Origin of the sequence: Rhodococcus sp. W8901 (assembly GCF_013348805.1) — a bacterium.
Classification (GTDB): domain Bacteria; phylum Actinomycetota; class Actinomycetes; order Mycobacteriales; family Mycobacteriaceae; genus Prescottella.
In genome coordinates this window covers 1,439,299-1,458,780 of sequence record NZ_CP054690.1, presented here as the reverse complement: position 1 = coordinate 1,458,780, position 19,482 = coordinate 1,439,299, and the positions used below count along the sequence as shown (strand labels likewise).

19 protein-coding genes are annotated in these 19,482 nt (G+C 69.1%); 12 read left to right on the top strand and 7 right to left on the bottom strand.

What is annotated here, in order from left to right; all coding sequences use genetic code 11:
• Nucleotides 1-66 precede the first annotated feature (66 nt).
• Nucleotides 67-1,518: an NAD-dependent succinate-semialdehyde dehydrogenase gene (locus HUN07_RS06945; RefSeq protein ID WP_174908741.1), complete on the bottom strand. Its 1,452-nt coding sequence runs from the start codon at nucleotides 1,516-1,518 to the stop codon at nucleotides 67-69.
• 77 nt (nucleotides 1,519-1,595) lie between these two features.
• Here HUN07_RS06945 and pgi point away from each other — a divergent pair, with 77 nt between their 5' ends.
• Complete coding sequence (gene pgi / locus HUN07_RS06940) at nucleotides 1,596-3,245, top strand: glucose-6-phosphate isomerase (RefSeq protein WP_174908739.1); 1,650 nt, start codon at nucleotides 1,596-1,598, stop codon at nucleotides 3,243-3,245.
• A 12-nt stretch (nucleotides 3,246-3,257) separates the two neighbouring features.
• Here pgi and HUN07_RS06935 read toward each other — a convergent pair whose 3' ends face one another.
• Together HUN07_RS06935 and HUN07_RS06930 are read right to left on the bottom strand one after the other, a co-directional pair.
• Nucleotides 3,258-4,055, bottom strand: coding sequence for an FAD:protein FMN transferase (locus HUN07_RS06935; RefSeq protein WP_114718167.1), 798 nt, complete (start codon nucleotides 4,053-4,055; stop codon nucleotides 3,258-3,260).
• Between the two features lie 64 nt (nucleotides 4,056-4,119).
• On the bottom strand, nucleotides 4,120-4,728 hold the full coding sequence (locus HUN07_RS06930; protein ID WP_114718166.1) for a TetR/AcrR family transcriptional regulator: 609 nt from the start codon (nucleotides 4,726-4,728) through the stop codon (nucleotides 4,120-4,122).
• 78 nt (nucleotides 4,729-4,806) lie between these two features.
• Between HUN07_RS06930 and HUN07_RS06925 the strand changes: the two genes are divergently transcribed.
• The 10 genes from HUN07_RS06925 (at nucleotide 4,807) to HUN07_RS06880 (ending at nucleotide 13,503) form a co-directional block, all read left to right on the top strand.
• Nucleotides 4,807-5,571: a crotonase/enoyl-CoA hydratase family protein gene (locus tag HUN07_RS06925; RefSeq protein ID WP_114718165.1), complete on the top strand. Its 765-nt coding sequence runs from the start codon at nucleotides 4,807-4,809 to the stop codon at nucleotides 5,569-5,571.
• Between the two features lie 28 nt (nucleotides 5,572-5,599).
• The gene (locus tag HUN07_RS06920; RefSeq protein ID WP_174908737.1) at nucleotides 5,600-6,874 is read left to right on the top strand and encodes a hypothetical protein; all 1,275 of its coding nucleotides are present in this window, start codon (nucleotides 5,600-5,602) and stop codon (nucleotides 6,872-6,874) included.
• Nucleotides 6,875-6,961: 87 nt separating this feature from the next.
• The gene (locus HUN07_RS06915) at nucleotides 6,962-7,483 is read left to right on the top strand and encodes a hypothetical protein (RefSeq protein ID WP_114718163.1); all 522 of its coding nucleotides are present in this window, start codon (nucleotides 6,962-6,964) and stop codon (nucleotides 7,481-7,483) included.
• 43 nt (nucleotides 7,484-7,526) lie between these two features.
• On the top strand, nucleotides 7,527-8,408 hold the full coding sequence (locus HUN07_RS06910; protein WP_114718162.1) for a DUF4097 family beta strand repeat-containing protein: 882 nt from the start codon (nucleotides 7,527-7,529) through the stop codon (nucleotides 8,406-8,408).
• On the top strand, nucleotides 8,405-9,367 hold the full coding sequence (locus HUN07_RS06905; protein ID WP_114718161.1) for an ATP-binding cassette domain-containing protein: 963 nt from the start codon (nucleotides 8,405-8,407) through the stop codon (nucleotides 9,365-9,367). Before HUN07_RS06910 ends, HUN07_RS06905 begins: the two co-directional genes overlap by 4 nt.
• A complete protein-coding gene (locus tag HUN07_RS06900; protein WP_114718160.1) occupies nucleotides 9,364-10,155 on the top strand; it encodes an ABC transporter permease in 792 nt (263 codons plus the stop codon). Before HUN07_RS06905 ends, HUN07_RS06900 begins: the two co-directional genes overlap by 4 nt.
• 63 nt (nucleotides 10,156-10,218) lie before the next feature.
• Entirely contained in the window at nucleotides 10,219-11,682 is a 1,464-nt protein-coding gene (locus HUN07_RS06895; RefSeq protein WP_114718159.1) for a dihydrolipoyl dehydrogenase family protein, read from the top strand.
• A gap of 79 nt (nucleotides 11,683-11,761) precedes the next feature.
• On the top strand, nucleotides 11,762-12,358 hold the full coding sequence (locus HUN07_RS06890) for a hypothetical protein (protein ID WP_174908735.1): 597 nt from the start codon (nucleotides 11,762-11,764) through the stop codon (nucleotides 12,356-12,358).
• Nucleotides 12,359-12,365: 7 nt separating this feature from the next.
• Complete coding sequence (locus tag HUN07_RS06885; RefSeq protein WP_254622828.1) at nucleotides 12,366-13,004, top strand: RES family NAD+ phosphorylase; 639 nt, start codon at nucleotides 12,366-12,368, stop codon at nucleotides 13,002-13,004.
• A 40-nt stretch (nucleotides 13,005-13,044) separates the two neighbouring features.
• Nucleotides 13,045-13,503, top strand: coding sequence for an SRPBCC domain-containing protein (locus HUN07_RS06880; protein ID WP_217487192.1), 459 nt, complete (start codon nucleotides 13,045-13,047; stop codon nucleotides 13,501-13,503).
• Between the two features lie 19 nt (nucleotides 13,504-13,522).
• Here the strand turns inward: HUN07_RS06880 and HUN07_RS06875 are convergent, their stop codons facing one another.
• The 4 genes from HUN07_RS06875 to HUN07_RS06860 all read right to left on the bottom strand — a co-directional run bounded on the left by HUN07_RS06875 (nucleotide 13,523) and on the right by HUN07_RS06860 (nucleotide 17,856).
• Nucleotides 13,523-14,326 carry an IclR family transcriptional regulator gene (locus tag HUN07_RS06875; RefSeq protein ID WP_114718157.1) on the bottom strand — a complete coding sequence of 268 codons (804 nt, stop codon included), beginning with the start codon at nucleotides 14,324-14,326 and terminating at the stop codon, nucleotides 13,523-13,525.
• Nucleotides 14,327-14,357: 31 nt separating this feature from the next.
• Complete coding sequence (locus tag HUN07_RS06870; protein WP_174908732.1) at nucleotides 14,358-15,572, bottom strand: cytochrome P450; 1,215 nt, start codon at nucleotides 15,570-15,572, stop codon at nucleotides 14,358-14,360.
• A 13-nt stretch (nucleotides 15,573-15,585) separates the two neighbouring features.
• Nucleotides 15,586-16,548: a PDR/VanB family oxidoreductase gene (locus HUN07_RS06865; protein WP_174908730.1), complete on the bottom strand. Its 963-nt coding sequence runs from the start codon at nucleotides 16,546-16,548 to the stop codon at nucleotides 15,586-15,588.
• 243 nt (nucleotides 16,549-16,791) lie between these two features.
• Nucleotides 16,792-17,856, bottom strand: a complete 1,065-nt coding sequence (locus HUN07_RS06860) for an aromatic ring-hydroxylating dioxygenase subunit alpha (protein ID WP_114718153.1) — start codon at nucleotides 17,854-17,856, stop codon at nucleotides 16,792-16,794.
• Between the two features lie 242 nt (nucleotides 17,857-18,098).
• On the opposite strand from HUN07_RS06860, the gene HUN07_RS06855 reads away from it, so the two are divergent.
• Nucleotides 18,099-19,472: an MFS transporter gene (locus tag HUN07_RS06855; RefSeq protein WP_174908729.1), complete on the top strand. Its 1,374-nt coding sequence runs from the start codon at nucleotides 18,099-18,101 to the stop codon at nucleotides 19,470-19,472.
• Nucleotides 19,473-19,482: the final 10 nt, after the last annotated feature.

Below are 19,482 nucleotides of genomic sequence, written 5' to 3'. Positions count from 1 at the left end.
ACCGGCACCGACACGTCCTACGAGAACCGCCCGGTCCTGCGACCGGGCGGTTCTCGTATGCCGGGGTCAGGTCAGCGCGATGTACTTGGTCTCGAGGTACTCGGCGATGCCTTCGCTGCCGCCCTCCCGCCCGAACCCGGATGCCTTTACGCCGCCGAACGGTGCGGCGGTGTCGGAGATGACACCGCGGTTGACGCCCACCATCCCGGTCTCGAGGGCGTCCGACACGCGCAGGGCCCGGTCGAGGTCGCGGGTGTAGATGTACGCGGCCAGACCGAACTCGGTGTCGTTGGCGGCGGCGACAGCCTCCGCCTCGGTGTCGAAGCCGGTGATCGCGGCCACGGGGCCGAACACCTCCTCGCGCAGGATCCGAGCGGACGCGGGCACGTCGGCGAGTACGGTCGCGGGATAGAACCAGCCCGGACCCTCCGGCGCGTCGCCGCCGAGCAGGACCTCGGCGCCGGCCTTCACGGCGTCCTCGACGAGGTCGGTGACCGTCTCGAGCTGGTCCCGGTTGATCAGCGGCCCCAGTGTCGTCTCGGGGTCGATACCGGGGCCCATCTTCGACGCTGCCATGCGTTCGGTGAGCTTCGCGGTGAACTCCTCCCGGACGGCGTTCGCGACGTGGAAACGGTTGGCAGCGGTGCAGGCCTCGCCGCCGTTGCGGAGCTTCGCGAGCATCGCGCCGTCCACGGCGGCGTCGATGTCGGCGTCGTCGAACACGACGAACGGAGCGTTCCCGCCGAGTTCCATCGACGTACGCAGCAAGCCCTTCGCCGACTTCTCGACCAGCATCCGGCCCACCGCGGTGGAACCGGTGAACGTGAGCTTGCGCAGACGGGGATCCTCGAGCAGCAGTTCGGTGACGGCACCCGAGTGCGATGTCGGCAGCACCGACAGCACGCCCTGCGGGAGGCCTGCCTCGACGAACAGTTCCGCGAGCGCGAGCATCGTCAGTGGCGTCTCGGACGCGGGCTTGACGATCATGGTGCAGCCGGCGGCCAGCGCGGGTCCGATCTTGCGGGTGCCCATCGCGAGCGGGAAGTTCCACGGGGTGATCGCCAGGCACGGCCCGACGGGCTGCTTGCCGACGAGGATGCGCCCGTTGCCGGCCGGCGCCGACTGGTAGCGGCCCTCCATCCGGACCGCCTCCTCGGCGAACCACCGGAAGAACTCGCTGCCGTACTTCACCTCGGCGCGGCTCTCCGGCAGGGCCTTGCCCATTTCGAGCGTCATCAACTGCGCGAACGTCTCGGCGCGAGCGGCGATCTTCTCGAAGACCGACCGCAACAGCTCGCCGCGCTCGCGTGCCGGGGTCGCGGCCCAGTCCGCCTGCGCGGCCACCGCCGCGTCGAGCGCCTTGACGGCGTCACCGGGGCTGGCGTCGGCGACCTCGGTGAGGACGTCACCGGTCGCGGGATTCCGAACGGGGAACGTGGCGCCGTTCTCGGCGTCGACGGGGGTGCCGCCGATCCACAGCTTGGTAGGAACGGCACGAATCAATTCGGCTGGGTTCATGACCTCCATCATGCGCCGCCTCTCCAGAGAATGAGAGCCGACAAGATGTTCGGGTCCAGTGCCGATAAGCTGCCTCCATGAGCACAGACATCACCGGTACCGCAGCCTGGAAGAACCTGGATGCGCATCATCGAGTGATCGAATCTGCCCATCTGAGAAACCTGTTCGCGCAGGATCCGGATCGTGGCACCGCGCTGACGGTGACCGCCGCCGACCTGTACGTCGACTACAGCAAGCACCGCGTGACCCGCGAAACTCTGGACCTGCTGGTCGAACTCGCTCGTACAGCGCGCGTCGAGCAGCGTCGTGACGACATGTTCGCCGGCGCCCACATCAACACGTCGGAGGACCGCGCGGTGCTGCACACCGCGCTGCGGCTGCCGGCCGACGCGCAGCTGACCGTCGACGGCCAGGACGTCGTCGCAGACGTGCACGATGTCCTGCGTCGCATGGGCGACTTCACCGACCGGCTGCGGTCCGGGCAGTGGCGCGGCGCCACCGGCGAACGGATCCGCACGGTCGTCAACATCGGCATCGGCGGCTCCGACCTGGGACCGGTCATGGTGTGCGGCGCACTGCGCCACTACGCGAACGCCGGGATCTCGGCGCGGTTCGTCTCGAATGTCGACCCGTCGGATCTGGTGGGAACGCTCGCCGACCTCGACCCGGCCACCACGCTGTTCGTGGTCGCGTCCAAGACGTTCTCGACGCTCGAGACGCTCACCAATGCGTCGGCCGCGCGCCGGTGGCTGGTCGACGAGCTCGGCGAGAGCGCGGTGCCCAAGCACTTCGTCGCGGTGTCCACGCACGCGCAGCGGGTTGCGGAGTTCGGTATCGACACCGCCAACATGTTCGGGTTCTGGGACTGGGTGGGTGGCCGCTACTCGGTGGACTCGGCTATCGGCCTGGCAGTGATGGCGGTGATCGGCAAGGAACGGTTCGCCGAGTTCCTCTCCGGGTTCCACGCGATCGACGAGCACTTCCGGACAGCACCGCTCGAGCGGAACGCGCCGGTACTGCTGGGACTGATCGGCGTCTGGTACTCGAGCTTCTTCGACGCCGAATCCCGTGCGGTGCTTCCGTATTCGAACGACCTGGCCCGGTTCGCCGCCTACCTGCAGCAGCTGACGATGGAGTCCAACGGCAAGTCGGTGCGCGCCGACGGCTCCCCTGTCACCACCAAGACCGGCGAGATCTTCTGGGGCGAGCCTGGCACCAACGGCCAGCACGCCTTCTACCAGTTGCTCCACCAGGGCACCCGCCTGGTGCCGGCCGACTTCATCGGCTTCGCCGAGCCCACCGACGATCTGCCCACCGCGGACGGCACCGGCAGCATGCACGACCTGCTCATGAGCAACCTGTTCGCGCAGACGAAGGTGCTCGCATTCGGCAAGACGGCCGAGGAGATCGCCGCCGAGGGCACCGCGCCGGAACTCGTGCCGCACAAGGTGATGCCGGGCAACAGGCCGTCGACCACGATCCTGGCTCCGCGGTTGACCCCGGCCGTGATCGGTCAGCTCATCGCGCTGTACGAGCACCAGGTGTTCGTGGCGGGCGTGATCTGGGGCGTCGACTCGTTCGACCAGTGGGGTGTCGAACTCGGCAAGGCCCAGGCCCTCGAGCTCGGTCCGGTCCTGACGTCGACGGAAGCGCCTCCGCAGCAGGACGATTCGTCTACCGACGCACTGGTGCGCTGGTACCGGAAGCAGCGCGGCCGCACCGTCTGACGTCGGCGACCCTCACGCCGCGTGCGGATGACTCCATCCGCACGTGGTGTAGACGCGCCCGTCGTAGTCGACGAGTCGGGCGGCCAGTTCCTGCTGCTCGAGCCAGGCCACCGCACCGAGGTTCCGTCGCTGCGACGACGCCGCGGCCGCGTAGGCCCACAACGCGTCCCCGGCCATCACCGACACCTGTTCCCAGCCGCCTCCCACACCTTCGCTCGCCCGGGTGCGATCTGCGCCGGCGGTCGCCAGCGCGGTACCCGCCGGCAGTTCCACCGCCCCGTCGCCCGGGACGGGAACCTGCCATCCCCCGGCCGGACAGTGTCCGGCCGTGGCGACGTTGCCGCCGACGCGGACCAGCACACCGCACTCGAGTTCGTGGGCGACCAGCGCGGCCGCCCGATCCGCGGTATCCGCCTTCGCGGTGTCGCCGATGTCGAACGACACCCCCCACGGTGCGAGCACGGTGGCGTCGTCGATCTGGACGTCCGCGAACGTGGGCTCCGGGTGGATGGACGGAACACTCGACGGCGGCTCGTCGAAGGCGAGCGGGCTGACCACGCCGTCGGTCATGCGGGCCACCCATAGCGCCGATCGCAGGAGCCCGGCCAACCGGACACTGACTCGCACCGGCAGCCCCTGTGCCAGGTTGACGGCGTGGATCTCGGCGTCGCCGCGGTGGAGGCTGCAGGCGGATTCCGCCTCGGACAGGACCGCACCGACCAGCCCCGCCGCGGGTCCCAGCGCCGCGGCTTCGGTGACCTGGACCTCGATCTCCTCGTTCCAGGCGCTCCATCTCGTGTCGACAAGCATGACGTGCTCCGTGAATCGAGAAATTCGCTGCACCCAGTATGCGCCTGCACGGCAAACGCACTGGTCAACGCGTCGAGCGGACACCACCGACCGCGGTGAGGGCGAACCGGACCAGGTCTTCGATCACGCCGGGATCGGCACCGCCGGACGCCAGTGGGCCGGCCAGTACCTCGGCGGTGGCGCCGACGAGCGACGCCGCCGCCAGCGGAACGTTCTGCGGCTCGAGTTCGCCGTCGGCGATACCGTCGGCGACGGCCGCGGCGAACGCGTCGGCGAAGGTGCGGCGGAAGATGAGACGCTCGGCGTCGACCGCCGCGTCGACAGGTTCCGCGAGCAGCGTGTACGCGAGCTTCGGGTTTCGCATGGCCCGACCGCCGAAGGTCTCGATCACCGCCGCGATCCGCTCGGCGGCCGAACGACCAGGTCCCGCAGCCGCGTTCACCTCGGCAACCTCACGACCGACGATCTCTCGGAACACCGCGACCACGAGGTCCGACTTGCCCGAGAAATGCGTGTAGACGCTGCCGGTCGCCACCCCCGCGCGGGTGGCGACGGCCGCGATCGTCAGCCCCTGATAGCCCTCCTCCGACAGCACCGCGACCGCGGCCTGGAAGATGGCGTCGCGTTGGGCCGCGAGACGCGCCTCGACGGCGGGGGTTCGACGGTAGGCCATGGTGGTCAGTGTTCCAGTACGGCCCGCGAACCCACGATTCAACCCTTCCGGCGCAGCGGCCCCGGGTAGCGTCGAACCATGCCGGTGCGCACTGAACGAACCGGGCCCGTGACGACCATCGTGTTGTCCCGGCCCGAGGTGCGTAATGCGGTGGACGGGCCCACCGCCGCCGCGCTGGCCGAGGCGTTCCGCGAGTTCGAGAACGATCCCGATGCCGCGGTCGCGGTCCTGTGGGGCGACGGTGGCACGTTCTGCGCGGGCGCCGACCTCAAGGCACTCGGCACGGACCGGTCCAACCACGTCACACCCGACGGCGACGGACCGATGGGACCTACTCGCATGCGACTGTCCAAGCCGGTGATCGCCGCGATCGCGGGGCACGCGGTGGCCGGCGGTCTCGAACTGGCGTTGTGGGCGGACCTGCGAGTCGCGGAGTCCGACAGCGTCTTCGGCGTCTTCTGCCGGCGCTGGGGTGTACCACTGATCGACGGTGGCACCGTGCGCCTGCCCCGCCTCATCGGCGCGGGACGCGCAATGGACCTGATACTGACCGGCCGCGCGGTCGACGCCGACGAGGCCCTCGCGATCGGCCTGGTCAATCGGGTGGTGCCGCCGGGGCAGTCGCGGGCCGCCGCCGAGGAGTTGGCGACCGAACTCGCCCGATTCCCGCAAACCTGCCTCCGCGAGGACCGGATGTCGGCGCTCGAGCAGGAGGGGTTGTCCGAGGAGAATGCCCTGGCGTCCGAGTTCCGGCACGGCATGGTGGCGGTCACCGTCGACGCGCTCGGCGGCGCCGCCCGGTTCGCGGCCGGCGAGGGCAGGCACGGCAGTTTCGGCAGCTGAGGCCCGCTTGGCGGTAACGTCCGATCCCATGGACCGGTTGACCATGGTGGACGAGATCTTCCTGCGCCGACATCACGGCTACGGGTTGCCGATCGTGATGCAGGGTTTGTGGCGCACCGCCGACGTCATGGATGGCGCGGTCCTCGCGTCGGTGCACGACGGGCTGAGGCACGGGGCCCTGGCCCGGCGGGTCGTCCGTCCGCGGGTGCCCGGCGCCCGATTGCGCTGGGTGACCAGCACCGACTGCTATCCCCTGCGGTACGACACCGAGACCGTGCCGGTCGACGACGTGCTCCGGTGGGCCGACGGGCAGGCCGCCGTCGACGTCGACCCCGAGTTCGGGCCGGGGTGGGCGCTGTCGGCGGCGCCGGTCGCCGACGGTGGCACCGTGATCTCCCTCGTGTGTTCGCACGTGATCGCCGACGCCCGCGGACTGATCTCCGCGGTCGACGCGGCCCTCACCGGCCGCTCGACCCCACCGACCATCTCGCGCACGTCGGACGTGGCGGACGCGGCGCGCCTGGTCGGTACCGTCGTCGGGCGCGGGCTGGCGGCGACGCTGGGGCTGGCGTTCAGCGAGCGCCGGCGCCGTGAACTGCGGGACTTCGTCGACCAGACTCCGGAGCCCGGGTCGGGCCAGGCCCACAGGCCGTCGGCGATGTGCAGCGCGATTCTCGACATCGACGCGACCGCCTGGGACGCGGTGGCCGCCGAACAGGACGGCACCGCGAACGGACTGTTCATCGCGGTGCTCACCGCGATCGCCGACGCCGCCGGGGTTCCGATGCCCCTGAACATCTGCCTGCCGGTCGACATGCGCAGTTCCGAGACGGCCGACAACTCCATCGTGATGACGGATGTGACTGTCGGACCGGAGGATTCACTCGCCGACATCCGCGAACTGAGCCGGGAGGCGTACTCCCGCCCGCCGATGGGCGCGCCGTCGGGGTTCCCGGAGGAGATCTCCCAACTGCTCCCCGACCGACTGGCGCACCACCTGACTGCGGGCGCGGGCGAACGCGATGCACTCTGTTCCAACATCGGGCGGCTGCCCGACTCCGTCGGGTCACTCGGCCCGCACCGCACGACCGGCGTGGCGACCCGTGCCGTCCACCCGCGCCTGGCCGTGGACCACGACGCCGGCACCATGACGCGGCTGTCGGCGTACCTGTGCTCGTACGGCGACACGTACTCGTTGTCGCTGGTCGGGGTCGATCCCGCGTACTTCGACAGCGCCGACGAACTGCGTGAACTCGCCGTCGCACAGCTCGCGAAGCGGGGGTTGTCGGCGCAGACCTGGTGAGCCACATGGCACCACTCGGCGCCATGTGGACAAGAATTTGATGCCAAACCCTTCCCATTGGCATCACTTTGGTGCCATAGTGGTGCCATGGACCTCACACCGTACGTCTCCGCACTCCACAACGATCTCGCCGTCGCGGCCGAGGCGGGCGGCCCGGACGCCCGCGCACTCGCGGAACGGTTGACGGCACCGCTGGATTCGGCGATCCGACTGGCACTGCTGGACGCGCTCTCGGCCGCCGCGAGCGAGATCACCAGTGAACTGGCCCCCGGTTCGGTCGATCTGCGCCTGCGCGGACGCGAGCCCAGCTTCGTCGTGACCCCGCCGCCCGCGCCGCCGGCGTTCACCGACCCCGGCGAGGCCTCCGAATCCGAGCCTCCGACGCCTCGTCCCGCAGAGACCGACGAGGGGCCGATGACCCGCATCAATCTCCGACTCCCGCAGGACCTCAAGGACCGTGTCGAGGACGCGGCCCGTACCGCCGGGCTGTCCGTCAACGCCTGGCTGGTCCGGTCGGCCGCCGCCGCGCTCGACGACGGCAGCGGCGCCCGACGGCCCGAGCGGCGCGCCCCGACCGGCGGCGACCGCTACACCGGCTGGGTCCGCTGACCCCGGCTGACCCCGCACACCATCGAACCCCCGAGGATCACCAATGCCTACTTTCGCCAGCACAGAACCGATCACCGCAACCCTCCAGTTCGCCGTCGGCGACGCCACCATCACCGCGAGCGATCGTGACGACACGGTCGTGGAGGTCCGCCCCAGCGACCCGAACCGCGAGACGGACGTGCGCGCCGCCGAACAGACCCGCGTCGAGTTCGCCTCGGGCCGACTGCTCGTACGAGCACCGAAGCCCCGAGTGCTCGGCGTGTGGGGCAAGGTCGGATCGGTCGACATCACGGTCGCACTGCCCTCCGGATCGGCGGTCGAGGCCGACGCGTCGGTGGCGGCGTTCCGCTCGACGGGCCGACTCGGCGACTGCCGGATCAAGACCTCGACCGGCGACGTCCGCCTCGGTGCCACCGCCGCACTGACCGCGCATTCCGGTGCCGGCGCGATCGTGGTGGAGAGTGTGTCCGGCGACGCCGACGTGAGCACCGGCTCGGGCAAGGTCGAACTGCCCCGCGTCGACGGCAGCCTCGTCGTCAAGAATGCCAACGGGCACAACCGGATCGGCAGCGTCACGGGAAGTCTCCGGGTCAAGACGGCGAACGGCGACGTCACCGTCGACCACGCCGGCGCCGACGTCACCGCCGCGACCGCGAACGGCGACATCCGGATCGGCGAGGTCACCCGTGGCACCGCGTCCCTGCGGACGGGACACGGCGAGATCGAGGTGGGAATCCGGTCCGGCACGGCCGCGCGCCTCGACGTACACACCTCGTTCGGCAAGGTCCACAACAGGCTCGCCGAGACGGCCGGACCGGCATCGACCGACCAAACCTTGGAACTCCAGGCCCACACCGGCTTCGGCGACATCATCGTTCACCGCGCAGAGGTCGGGCAGACAACTACCGGAAAGGCAGAGCTATGACGACATCGGTCAGCACCCGATCGGCGATCAGCGTTCGCTCGCTTCGAAAGTCCTTCGGAGACAATGTAGTGCTCGACGGCATCGACCTCGACATCGCGGAGGGAAGCGTCTTCGCCCTCCTCGGTCCCAACGGGGCGGGCAAGACCACCACGGTCCACATCCTGTCCACTCTCGTCCGCCCCGACGCGGGTGACGCGACGGTCGGCGGCCACGATCTGGCACAGGAACCCGACGCCGTCCGCCGCGCGATCGGCGTCACCGGGCAGTTCTCCGCGGTCGACAACCTCCTCACGGGCCGCGAGAACCTGATCCTGATGGCCGATCTCCACCACCTGGGCCGGGACGCCGGTCGGCGCCGGGCGAGCGAACTGCTCGAGCAGTTCGACCTGGTCGATGCGGCCTCGAAACCTGCCGGGAGCTACTCGGGTGGGATGCGGCGGCGACTCGACCTCGCGATGACGCTGGTCGGTAGTCCCCGGATCATCTTCCTCGACGAACCGACGACCGGACTCGATCCGCGCAGTCGACGCACGATGTGGGACATCATCCGCGAACTCGTCGCGGGCGGCGTCACGATCTTCCTCACGACGCAGTACCTGGAGGAGGCCGACCAACTCGCCGATCACATCGCCGTCCTCGACGGCGGCCACGTGGTCGCGGCAGGCACGCCGACCGAACTCAAGCGCCTCGTGCCGGGCGGTCACGTCAGCCTGCAGTTCATCGATCCGGACGAGTTGGACTCGGCTGCAACATCACTCGCCGACGCCGTTCGTGACGACGACACCCTCACGCTGCAGGTTCCCGGAGACGGCAGCATCCGGTCACTGCGGTCGATTCTCGACCGACTCGACGCAGACTCGATCGAGGTCGCGAACCTGTCGATCCACACGCCCGACCTCGACGACGTCTTCCTCGCACTCACCGGCCGACCCGAAACACGAAAAGAGGCAGTGCGATGACCACGATGACGTACACACTGACGGACTCGGCGACCATGCTGCGGCGCAGCCTCCGGCACATCGTCCGGTACCCGTCGATGACGGTATTGCTCGTGGGGATGCCGATCGTCATCCTGCTGCTCTTCGTCTACGTGTTCGGCGGGACTCTCGGTGCAGGCCTGGGAGATCCGACCGGCGGGCGCTCCGCCTACGTCGATTTCGTGACCCCGGGCATCCTGCTGATGACGGTGGCCGGCGCCGCTCAGGGAACCGCGATCTCCGTCGCCACGGACATGACCGAGGGCATCATCGCCCGGTTCCGCACGATGGCGATATCGCGCGCGTCGGTGCTGACCGGTCACGTCGTGGGCACGATGATCCAGACGATGCTGAGCCTGCTGCTGGTCACCGGTGTGGCACTTCTCGTCGGGTTCCGCCCGACGGCCGGGGTCGTCGAGTGGATCGCGGCGATCGCGCTGCTGGCGGGTTTCACGTTCGCGATCACGTGGCTGTCCGTCGCGCTCGGGCTGGTGTCGAAGAGCGTCGAGACCGCGAGCAACCTACCGATGTTCCTGATCCTGCTGCCGTTCCTGGGTAGCGGTTTCGTCCCCACCGATTCCATGCCGACCGGCTTGCGCTGGTTCGCCGAGTACCAGCCGTTCAGCCCGGTCATCGACACCCTGCGCGGGCTTCTCCTGGGCGGTCCGATCGGCGCCGACGCAGCCTTGGCGGTCGCCTGGTCCGCCGCAATCGCCCTCTTCGGGTACGTGTGGGCGAAGCGCCGGTTCGAGCGTCGCTCGATACGCTGATCCCCACCCCCTGGCCCGACCGGAAGCGGCGCGAAACCGCCCGGTCGGGCCTACCGTGGATTCATGGCTCCCGAAGAGTTCGACGTCATCGTGATCGGAGGCGGGCCGGCCGGCGAGAACGCGGCGGCCTACGCCATTGCCGGCAGCGACCGCACCGCGGCGCTGATCGAGCACCAACTGGTGGGCGGCGAGTGCTCGTTCTGGGCGTGCATGCCGTCGAAGGCACTGCTGCGACCGGTGGAGGTGCTCGGCACCGCGCGGCACATGCCGGGTGTGGAGGAGAAGGTCAACGCCTACGGACTGGATGTCGAGGCGGTCCTCACGCGCCGCGACGGCTTCGTGCACAACCTCGACGACTCGTCACAGGTGTTGTGGGCGGATTCGGTCGGCATCGACGTCATCCGCGGCAGCGCCCGCATCACCGGGGCGCGGGAGGTGACCGTCGGCGACCGGGTGCTGCGGGCCCGGCACGCGGTCGTCCTCGCGACCGGCACGACCGCCTCCGTCCCCGGCACACCGGGCCTGCAGGAGGCGCTGCCGTGGACGTCGCGCGACGCCACGAACGTGCGGGAGATCCCCAGACGACTCGCGGTAATCGGCGGTGGCGTGGTGGCGTGCGAGGCCGCGACGTGGCTGCACGAACTCGGCGCCGACGAGGTGACGCTCGTCGTCCGCGGGTCCGGGCTGCTCGGACGCACCGAACCGTTCGCGGGCGAGATGGTCGCCGAGAAACTGCGCAAGCACGGCGTGAACCTGCGCTTCGGCGCGAACGTGGAGTCGGTGACTCGCATTGCCCCGTCGGACACCGGCATCGGCCGGATCCACGGCGGACCCGTCACGCTGGCGCTGAGCGGCGACGGCTCGGACCCCGAACTCGAGGCCGACGAGATCCTCGTCGCGACCGGACGCACCCCCGCCACCGCCGGGCTGGGGCTCGAGACGCTCGGTCTGCCCGATCTTGATTCTCACGGCTACGTCACCGTCGACGATCACCTCACTGTGGCGGGCGTCGACGGTGACTGGCTGTACGCGGTGGGCGACGTCAACGGTCGGTCCCTGCTCACCCACATGGGCAAGTACCAGGCGCGGGTGTGCGGCGACGTGATCGCGGCGCGAGCGGAGGGCCGGCCGCTCGACGGGCCCCGGTTCGTCGCGTCCGCCGATCACGGGCAGGTGCCGCAGGTGGTGTTCACGACGCCCGAGATCGCCGCGGTGGGCCGCACCGAAGAACAGGCCCGTGACGACGGCCTCGACGTCGAGGTGCTGGCGGTCGACATCGACGTCGCGGGTGCCGCGCTGTCGCGGGACGACTACACCGGGCGCGCGGCGCTCGTGATCGACCGGGCCACCGACACCGTGGTGGGCGCGACGTTCGTCGGATCCGGGGTCGCGGAACTGGTGCACGCGGCGACGGTCGCGGTGGTGGGCCGGGTCCCGGTCGAGACGCTGTGGCACGCGGTCCCGTCGTATCCGACGGTCAGCGAGGTGTGGTTGCGGTTGCTCGAGGCGAGACGCAATCCGTCGTGAGCACCGCGAGGACGTTCCCCACCTCCTGGCCGACACGGTCGGTACGCGGTACGCTGGTGGCACATACGGAGGTGTGACCATGCTCGTCGACCGCGACCGTGCCCGCGACACGATCCACGCGCTGTCCGATCAGGATCTGGTCGAGCTGCTGGCAGAGGAGTTCTCCCGTCGGCCCAACCTGCGGCCGGTCCGCGACGACGTGACCGCGCTGATGGCGATGGGGCCGGCGCTGGCGCTGCAGCACGAGCGCGCCGTCGCCAACCCCGCCGCAGCCGCGGTGGCGCGCACCCGCATCGTGTCATCCGCTCTCCGGTCGCTCGTCGACGAGCACGAGATGTTCGACTCCACCACCGTCAGCCGAGCCCTCGGCAAGTCGGCCACCAGCCGCAACACCGCCAGCCGTCTGGCGGCGGCGGGCACCGTCATCGCACTGCCCGCGTCCGGGCACAATCTCTTCCCTGCCTTCCAGTTCGACGCCGAACGCCGCGAGGTGCGCCCGATCGTCGCCGAGATCAACCGAATGATCGGCGCCAAGGACGATCCATGGGGCACCGCGTCGTGGTGGCTGTCCCCCACCGCCTTCGCCGACGACCCGCGCTCCCCTGCCGAGCTCGCCGTCGCGGGCGGGCACGAGCAGGATCTGCGGGACATGGCCGACGACCTGATCCACGGCTGAGCATCGCGTGATCTACCCGGATCCGCCGGCGCTGCTGCCACCCGCCCTGATCACCACGCTTCCCGCCGACACGTCGGTGTGGCGCATTCACAGCGCCGTGCGCGGCGCCGCCGACCTCAACCCCACCCCACGACCACGCCCGCGTGCCGGCGGCAGGTTCGACAGTCTCGACGGCTCCTACGCCTACCTGTATCTGGGGGACAGTCCCGCAGCCGCGGTCGCGGAGACGCTGTGCCGGAACCTGCCGGTCGACCAGTCCCCCAGACTGATTCCGCGGGTGCAGATCCGGGGACGCGTACTGAGCGAACTGCGAACCACCCGCCCGGTGCGGGTGGCCGACCTGACCGGCACCGGGTCGGCGCGCCTGAACGCGGGGGTCTGGCTCACCAAGTGCGACCCGTCCGGCTACCTCCACACCCGGCGCTGGGCCGCAGCCGTCCTGGCCGCCAATCCCGGCATCGACGGCCTGCAATACCGGCCCCGGCACGACGAGAACAACCTCGCCTGGATGCTCGCCGGCTCCCCGACCACCATCGCGCACCCCGCGGTCACGGCGGTCGGCGGCGTCGTTCCGCTCGATTCGGCGGACGGGCACTACCTTCTCGGGGCGCTACTCACCGCCCACAATGCCGCTCTCGCGCCCTGATCACGCCCGCCCGGGACCGCACGAGTGCGACACTCACGGTGTGTCGTCGACGCGAACCATCAGGGTCCTGCACGCCCCGCGGGAACGGGTCTTCCGCGCCCTGCTGGATCCGGAAGCGATCGCGACCTGGCGCGTCCCGGCGAACATGACCGCGCAGGTGCACCGGTTCGACGCCCACGTCGGCGGGCACTACCGCATCTCACTCACCTACGACTCCCCCGACGTGGCCGGCAAGACCACGGCCCACACCGACACGTACCACGGCTACTTCCAGTCCATCACCGACGGCAAGCAGGTGAAGGAACAGATGGAGTTCGAGACCGACGACCCTGACATGCGCGGAATGATGAACGTGTCGATCAAGCTGTGGGACCACGCCGACGGCACCGAACTGGACGTCCTGCACACAGGCATTCCGCCTGGGGTCGATCCCGCGGACAACGAACTCGGCTGGAATGAGGCGCTCGATCGGCTCGCCGGGATCGTCGAACACGGGTGACGCCCGTGCCCGACATCGTTCAGTCCGGCAGCCCGCCTCCGTAACCACGGGCCGTCAGGCCGCCCGGCTGCAACGAACGGCCGATCGACCGCGCCGCAGCGCGCACCATCTGGGACAGTGCAGTCGTCTGCGCGGTCTCGGCGTTGACGACTATCGCGAGGGCGGCCGTGGCCACACCCGGGCGTCCGAAGATCGGTGCGGCGATCGACAGCGCCTCCATCGTGACCTGACGGTCACTGATCGCCAGTTCCCGCTTGCGAACCTCCGCGAGTGTTCGACGCAGCTCGTCCGCGGAGGTGATGGTCTTCTCGGTGAACCGTTCGAGCGGTCTCGACAGCACCTCCTCCTGCACCATGACCGGCGCGAAGGCCAACAGCGCGAGTCCGATGCTCGATGCGTGGATCGGGAATCGTCCTCCGACCCGGGTTCGGACAGGAACGGCGCGCTTGCCGCCGATTCGTTCGAGGAAGATGATCTCGGAACCCTCGCGTACCCCCAGCTGAACGTTCTCCTGCGTGATCTGCGACAGGTCCTCCATCACCGGCATGGCGAGCTCGCGCAGCATGGTGCCGCGGGGCGCGAGCGACGCGACCTCCCACAGCCGCAGCCCGATCCGGTACCGGCCCGAACCGTCCCGTTCGAGCGCGCCCCACCCGGTCAGGTCCGCGGCCAGCCGGTGCACGGTGGTGAGTGGGAAGCCCGTCAGGCGGGACATCTCACTGAGCGTCAGAACGGGCTGGTCCGGAGAGAAGACCTCGAGCAGGTTCAGTGCCCGCACGGTGACGGAACCGGTTGGGCCCCGGCGACTCCCGACCACGGACATGTCCAACACCCCACTCAAGGCCTTCATCGACTCAGACGGGATGCACCCGCACCGGAATGCTAGCCCAGCCCTTGAGGGTGTTGTTCAGCCTCGGGACGGCGGCGGCCGTCGGCTCGATCCGGCGTACCCGGCGTGCCAGGGCAGTCAGGATCGTCTCGGCCTCGAGCCGCGCGATGGGCTGTCCGACGCACTGGTGAATGCCCATTCCGAAGGCGACGTGGCCGCTCGCGGCGCGCTGGATGTCGAACTCCTCTGACCGGTCGCCCCAGTGCCGCTCGTCGCGGTTTCCGGATCCGAGGAACAGCAGCACCTTCTGGCCTTCCGCGATCCGGTGACCGGCGAACTCGGTGTCCGCGGCGGTGGTCCGGAAGAACGTCTGCACAGGGGACTCGAAGCGCAGCGCCTCGTCGAACGCGAACTTCGCCAGGTTGGGCCGTTCGTGCAGGATGCCCCACTGGGCGGGGTGCGCGGCCAGCGCGTGCAGGGCGTTCCCGATACCGAACACCGTGGTGTCCACACCCGCGGTGAGCAGCGAGCGCACCAGCATCGGCGCCTGAGCATGTGTGATCTCGCCGCGGTCGGCGGCTGCCCAGATCTGCGCACCGAATCCCGTGGCCGACAGGTTGGCACGCTCGCAGCTCTCCGAGATCCACGCCTGGATCGGCTCGGCGGTCTCGAGCGCCCTCGTCACCCGGTCGTTGCGGGGGCCGAAAGCGTTGAAGGCCATCGCGCCGTACGGGAGAAGATTCTCGCGGCCCTCTGCGCGCACGCCCACCGCATCCGGGAACACCTGCAGAGGGAACACCTCGGCCAGGTCGGTGACCGCATCGAACTCGCCACGACACACCAACGCGTCCACGAGCAGATCCGCCTGCTCCTGGAGGTGGTCTCGCAGTTGGCGGACCGATCGCGGCGACAGGATCGCACTCATCGCCGCCCGCACCGGGGTATGGTCCGGCGGGTCGGCCTCGAGCAGCAAACTCGGTGTTCGCCAGGGTTTCTCATGCTGGAAGTCACTCAGACCGACGCCCCGGCCGGAAACGAACGTGCGCCAGTCGGTGAGCGCGGCGTGCACATCCGTGTAGCGGCCCATCGCGAGGACGTCGTATCGGGGCAGGCGTACGACCGGTCCGGCGGCTCGCAGCCTGGCATGGAATTCGTACGGATTCGCCAGGGTCGCATCGTCGAACGGGTCGTCGTCGAGGCCGGGCAGGTCCAGCCGCACGGTCGAGGTCTCGGTGGTCATGTGTCCGCTCTCCTCACAGGTCCAGAACGAGTCGCGGGCACGCTGCTCGCGAAACGCAGATCATCATCGTGTCGTCGGCCGCTCGTTCCTCGTCGGTGAGCAACGAATCCCGGTGCTCGACGACGCCGCCGAGCACCGACGTCTCGCAGGTCCCGCACGTACCCTCCTGGCAGGAGGACAGCACCTGGACTCCCGCCGCGGTGACCGCCTCGAGGATCGAGGTACCGGGTGGCACGGTCACGGTCGTGCCGCTGAGCGCGAGCTCCACCTCGAACGGCTCGTCGAGGACCGGGGCGCCGAGTTCCCTTGCCGCGAAACGCTCGACGTGCAGCGTTCCGGCGGGCCACTGCTCACACCTCTCGGCGACCGCATCCAGGAGGCCGGCTGGACCGCAGCAGTACACGAGGGTGTCCGGAAGCGGTGTACCGAGGATCGCCGAGAGGTCGGGCCGCCCGGAGACGTCCTGCGCGCACACCTCGACGCTGTCCGGGTAGAGCGTCGTCAGCTCGTCGACGAACGCCATCGAGCCACGACGGCGGCCGCCGTACGTGAGCGTCCAGTCGGATCCCGCGGCGTGCGCGGCAGCGACCATCGGCAGCATCGGGGTGATTCCGATGCCGCCGGCGATGAAGATGTACCGCGGCGCGTCGCGTAGTTCGAAGTTGTTCCGGGGACCGCGGACCCGGACCGAGTCACCCACATCGAGCTTGTCGTGCACGTACTGTGACCCACCGCGGCCGTCCGGCTCTCGGAGCACCGCGATCCTCCAACAGCCGGGGTCGGAGGGATCGCCGCACAGGGAGTACTGCCGCACGAGGTCCGGCTGCAATACGACATCGATGTGCGAGCCCGGAGTCCATTGCGGCAGCGCAACCCCCGCTGGGTGGCGTAGTTCGAGGACGGCGACGCCGTCGACGACGTCGCTCTTGCGATGCACTTCGAGGTCGGCCTCGAATTCGTGTGACCGGACTGTCATGAGTTCACCAACACTCTCGGAGGGATGTAGGGGGTCGCTGTCTCGTTGGTCCCGGAGCCGGTCGTGTGGCCGGTCGGGTGGCCGAGCAACCAGTTCCACAGCTCGATCGGATCGTCGGCGACCCTGGTGGCGCCGCAGTGACACGTGCCTTCGAGGCTGTCGGATCCCGGCACCCAGACGATTCGTACGACGTTGCGGCCCTTCGGCCTTACGGCGGGTTCGGTGGCCATCGATGCGCTCTCGTCAGCCGACCGGGACGGATCGAGAGGGCCGCTTCACCATCTGCTCGAGCATCCTGCGCGCGGCCAGCGCACCGGCGTCGATGTTGATGCTCAGTTCCTGATAACCCGAGGGTTCGCCCGCGATCACCGTCTCGAGCAGATCGAGGGCGACCACGTCCTGGAGCACCACGGTGCGGTTGTTCTCCCGCAGGAAGTCGGTCACGTCCTGATCATCGAGCGCGAAATCTCTCGCCACCGACCAGAAGTCGTGCGTCGAGTGTTCGGTTTCGGGGGTGATGGCGTAGACCACCTCGACGTGGAAGGCCTGGCTGTCGGGACCCTCCTCGGGCGGCATCACACCGACGGGGGCAATACGACTGTGCAACAGGTACAGACATGGTGGGGTGTACTCGACGTCCTGCCATCGGGTGATGCGCCCTTCGATGCCGGTCGACTCGGCGTAGAACGGGGGGCACTCCGCATCGTCCATGTGCCGGCTCATGCAGATGACGCCCGCATCCTCGTCCACCTCGGTGCTGATCGGTGTCGCCGCGACCTCCGGTGTACCGATGTATCCGCCGTGCAGATAGGTCTCGTGGGACAGGTCCATCAGGTTGTCCACCAGGAGGCCGTATCGCGCCCGCAGCGGCTCCATGCCTCGCACGACCGCGTAGTCGGGGCTGTCCAGCCATGGGGCACGGGGAATCTCGGCCGAATCGGGCTCCGTCGGATCGTGCGGGTCCGGGATCCAGATCCACACGAAAGAGTCCTGCTCGACGACGGTGAAGCTCTTCAAGCGCGCAGTACGCGGGATCCGACTCTGGCCGGGCACCGCCACGCAGCCCCCGTCACGGCCGTAGGTGAATCCGTGGTAACCGCAGACCACCGTGTCGCCCTCGAGGCGACTCGGCGCCTGGGACAGCGGAAACCTGCGGTGCACGCAGCGATCCGACATCGCGGTGACTTCTCCGGATTCGGTGCGCCAGAACAGGATCGGCTCACCGCAGATGGTTCGGGCGAACAACTCGCGCCCCACCTCCGAACCGTAGGCCGCCACGTACCACTGGTTTCGGGCTATCGATGTCATCGTGTGCTCCCAACTGGGCGGCGCGTCTCGCGCACCTCGACTTCGGGTGGGGCCGGCAGGCCCGGTGACTGCATCCACTGTCACGGAACCGATATGACCGAGACCACTCGACTTCCGGATATCGGAAGACTGTGTGCCGTCTTCCGATATCCGGAATGGGGGTGGAATCGAGACGAGGCGATCCGCAAATGTTCTGCCGAGTGATCCGGCTCACATCACATCACTCGATCAAGGGACCGAACATGAGTATTGATCTGCGGGAGCGCATCGATTCCAGTCCGATGTCGCGATTCCAATGGGGCGCGGTGGCGATCTGCGTCCTGCTCAACGTCCTCGACGGCTTCGACGTGCTGGTGATGGCCTTCACCGCACAGTCGGTATCTCAGGAATGGGGACTATCAGGCTCCGAGGTCGGACTACTCCTGAGCGCCGGACTGTTCGGAATGGCGGGCGGATCACTGCTACTCGCGCCCTGGGCCGACACGATCGGCCGACGCCGGATGATCCTGCTCTGCCTGGCCATCGCCAGCGCCGGGATGACCCTGTCGGCGCTGAGCCCCAACGCCCTCGCACTGGGCCTCCTCCGCGCGCTGACCGGAGTCGGAATCGGCGGAATCCTGGCCAGCAGCAACGTCATTGCGAGCGAGTACGCGTCGTCCCGCTGGCGCGGACTCGCGGTGAGCCTGAACTCGACCGGCTACGCGATCGGCGCCACGTCGGGCGGCATCATCGCCGTGGTGCTGCAGAACAGTTTCGGGTGGCGCTCCGTTTTCCTCTTCGGCGGCGTCTGCACCGCGGCCATCATTCCCGTGGTGTTCCTGCGACTGCCCGAGTCACTCGACTTTCTGCTGACCCGGCGGCCGGCCAACGCACTCGCGCGCATCAACAAGTTCGCCGCGCGAATCGGGCAGCCGCAACTGTCCGAGCTTCCGGACCCGACCGAGGACGGCACTTCGCCGACCGAGTCGGCCGGCAAACTGCGGCAACTGTTCTCGCCTGAACTGCTTCGTCCCACCCTGCTGATCTGGTTCGCGTTCTTCATGATCATGTTCGGCTTCTACTTCGTCACCAGTTGGACGCCGAAACTGCTGGTGGCCGCGGGACTTTCCGCGAACCAGGGGATCACCGGCGGCGTGCTGCTCAACCTCGGCGGAATCTTCGGGGCCACCTTGCTCGGCGCCCTGTCCGCCAGGTTCGCGCTGCGATCGGTCCTGTCCGCCTACATGGTGATCGCAAGTGTTCTCCTGGTCGTCTTCGTGCCCGCCACCAGCTCCATCGTGGTCGGATTCACGCTCGGAGCCCTCATCGGGGTCTTCGTGAACGGCTGCGTCGCCGGGCTGTACGCGATCACCCCGTCGGTGTACGGACCGTCCGTCCGAGCGACCGGCGTCGGCTGGGGAATCGGCGTGGGACGGATCGGCGCCATCGTCTCGCCCATCGTCGCAGGCAAGCTGTTGGATCTGGACTGGACGCCCACACAGCTGTACATCCTCGTCGCCGGCGCGTTTATCCTCGGAGCGATCGCGGTCAGCAGACTGCAGTCCGAATCGAAGAAGACGACACCCGCACCGGTGGAGCCGTCCCCCGCGGGGATGCTGTCGGGCGAGCCCGCCTGACCGCGCACCC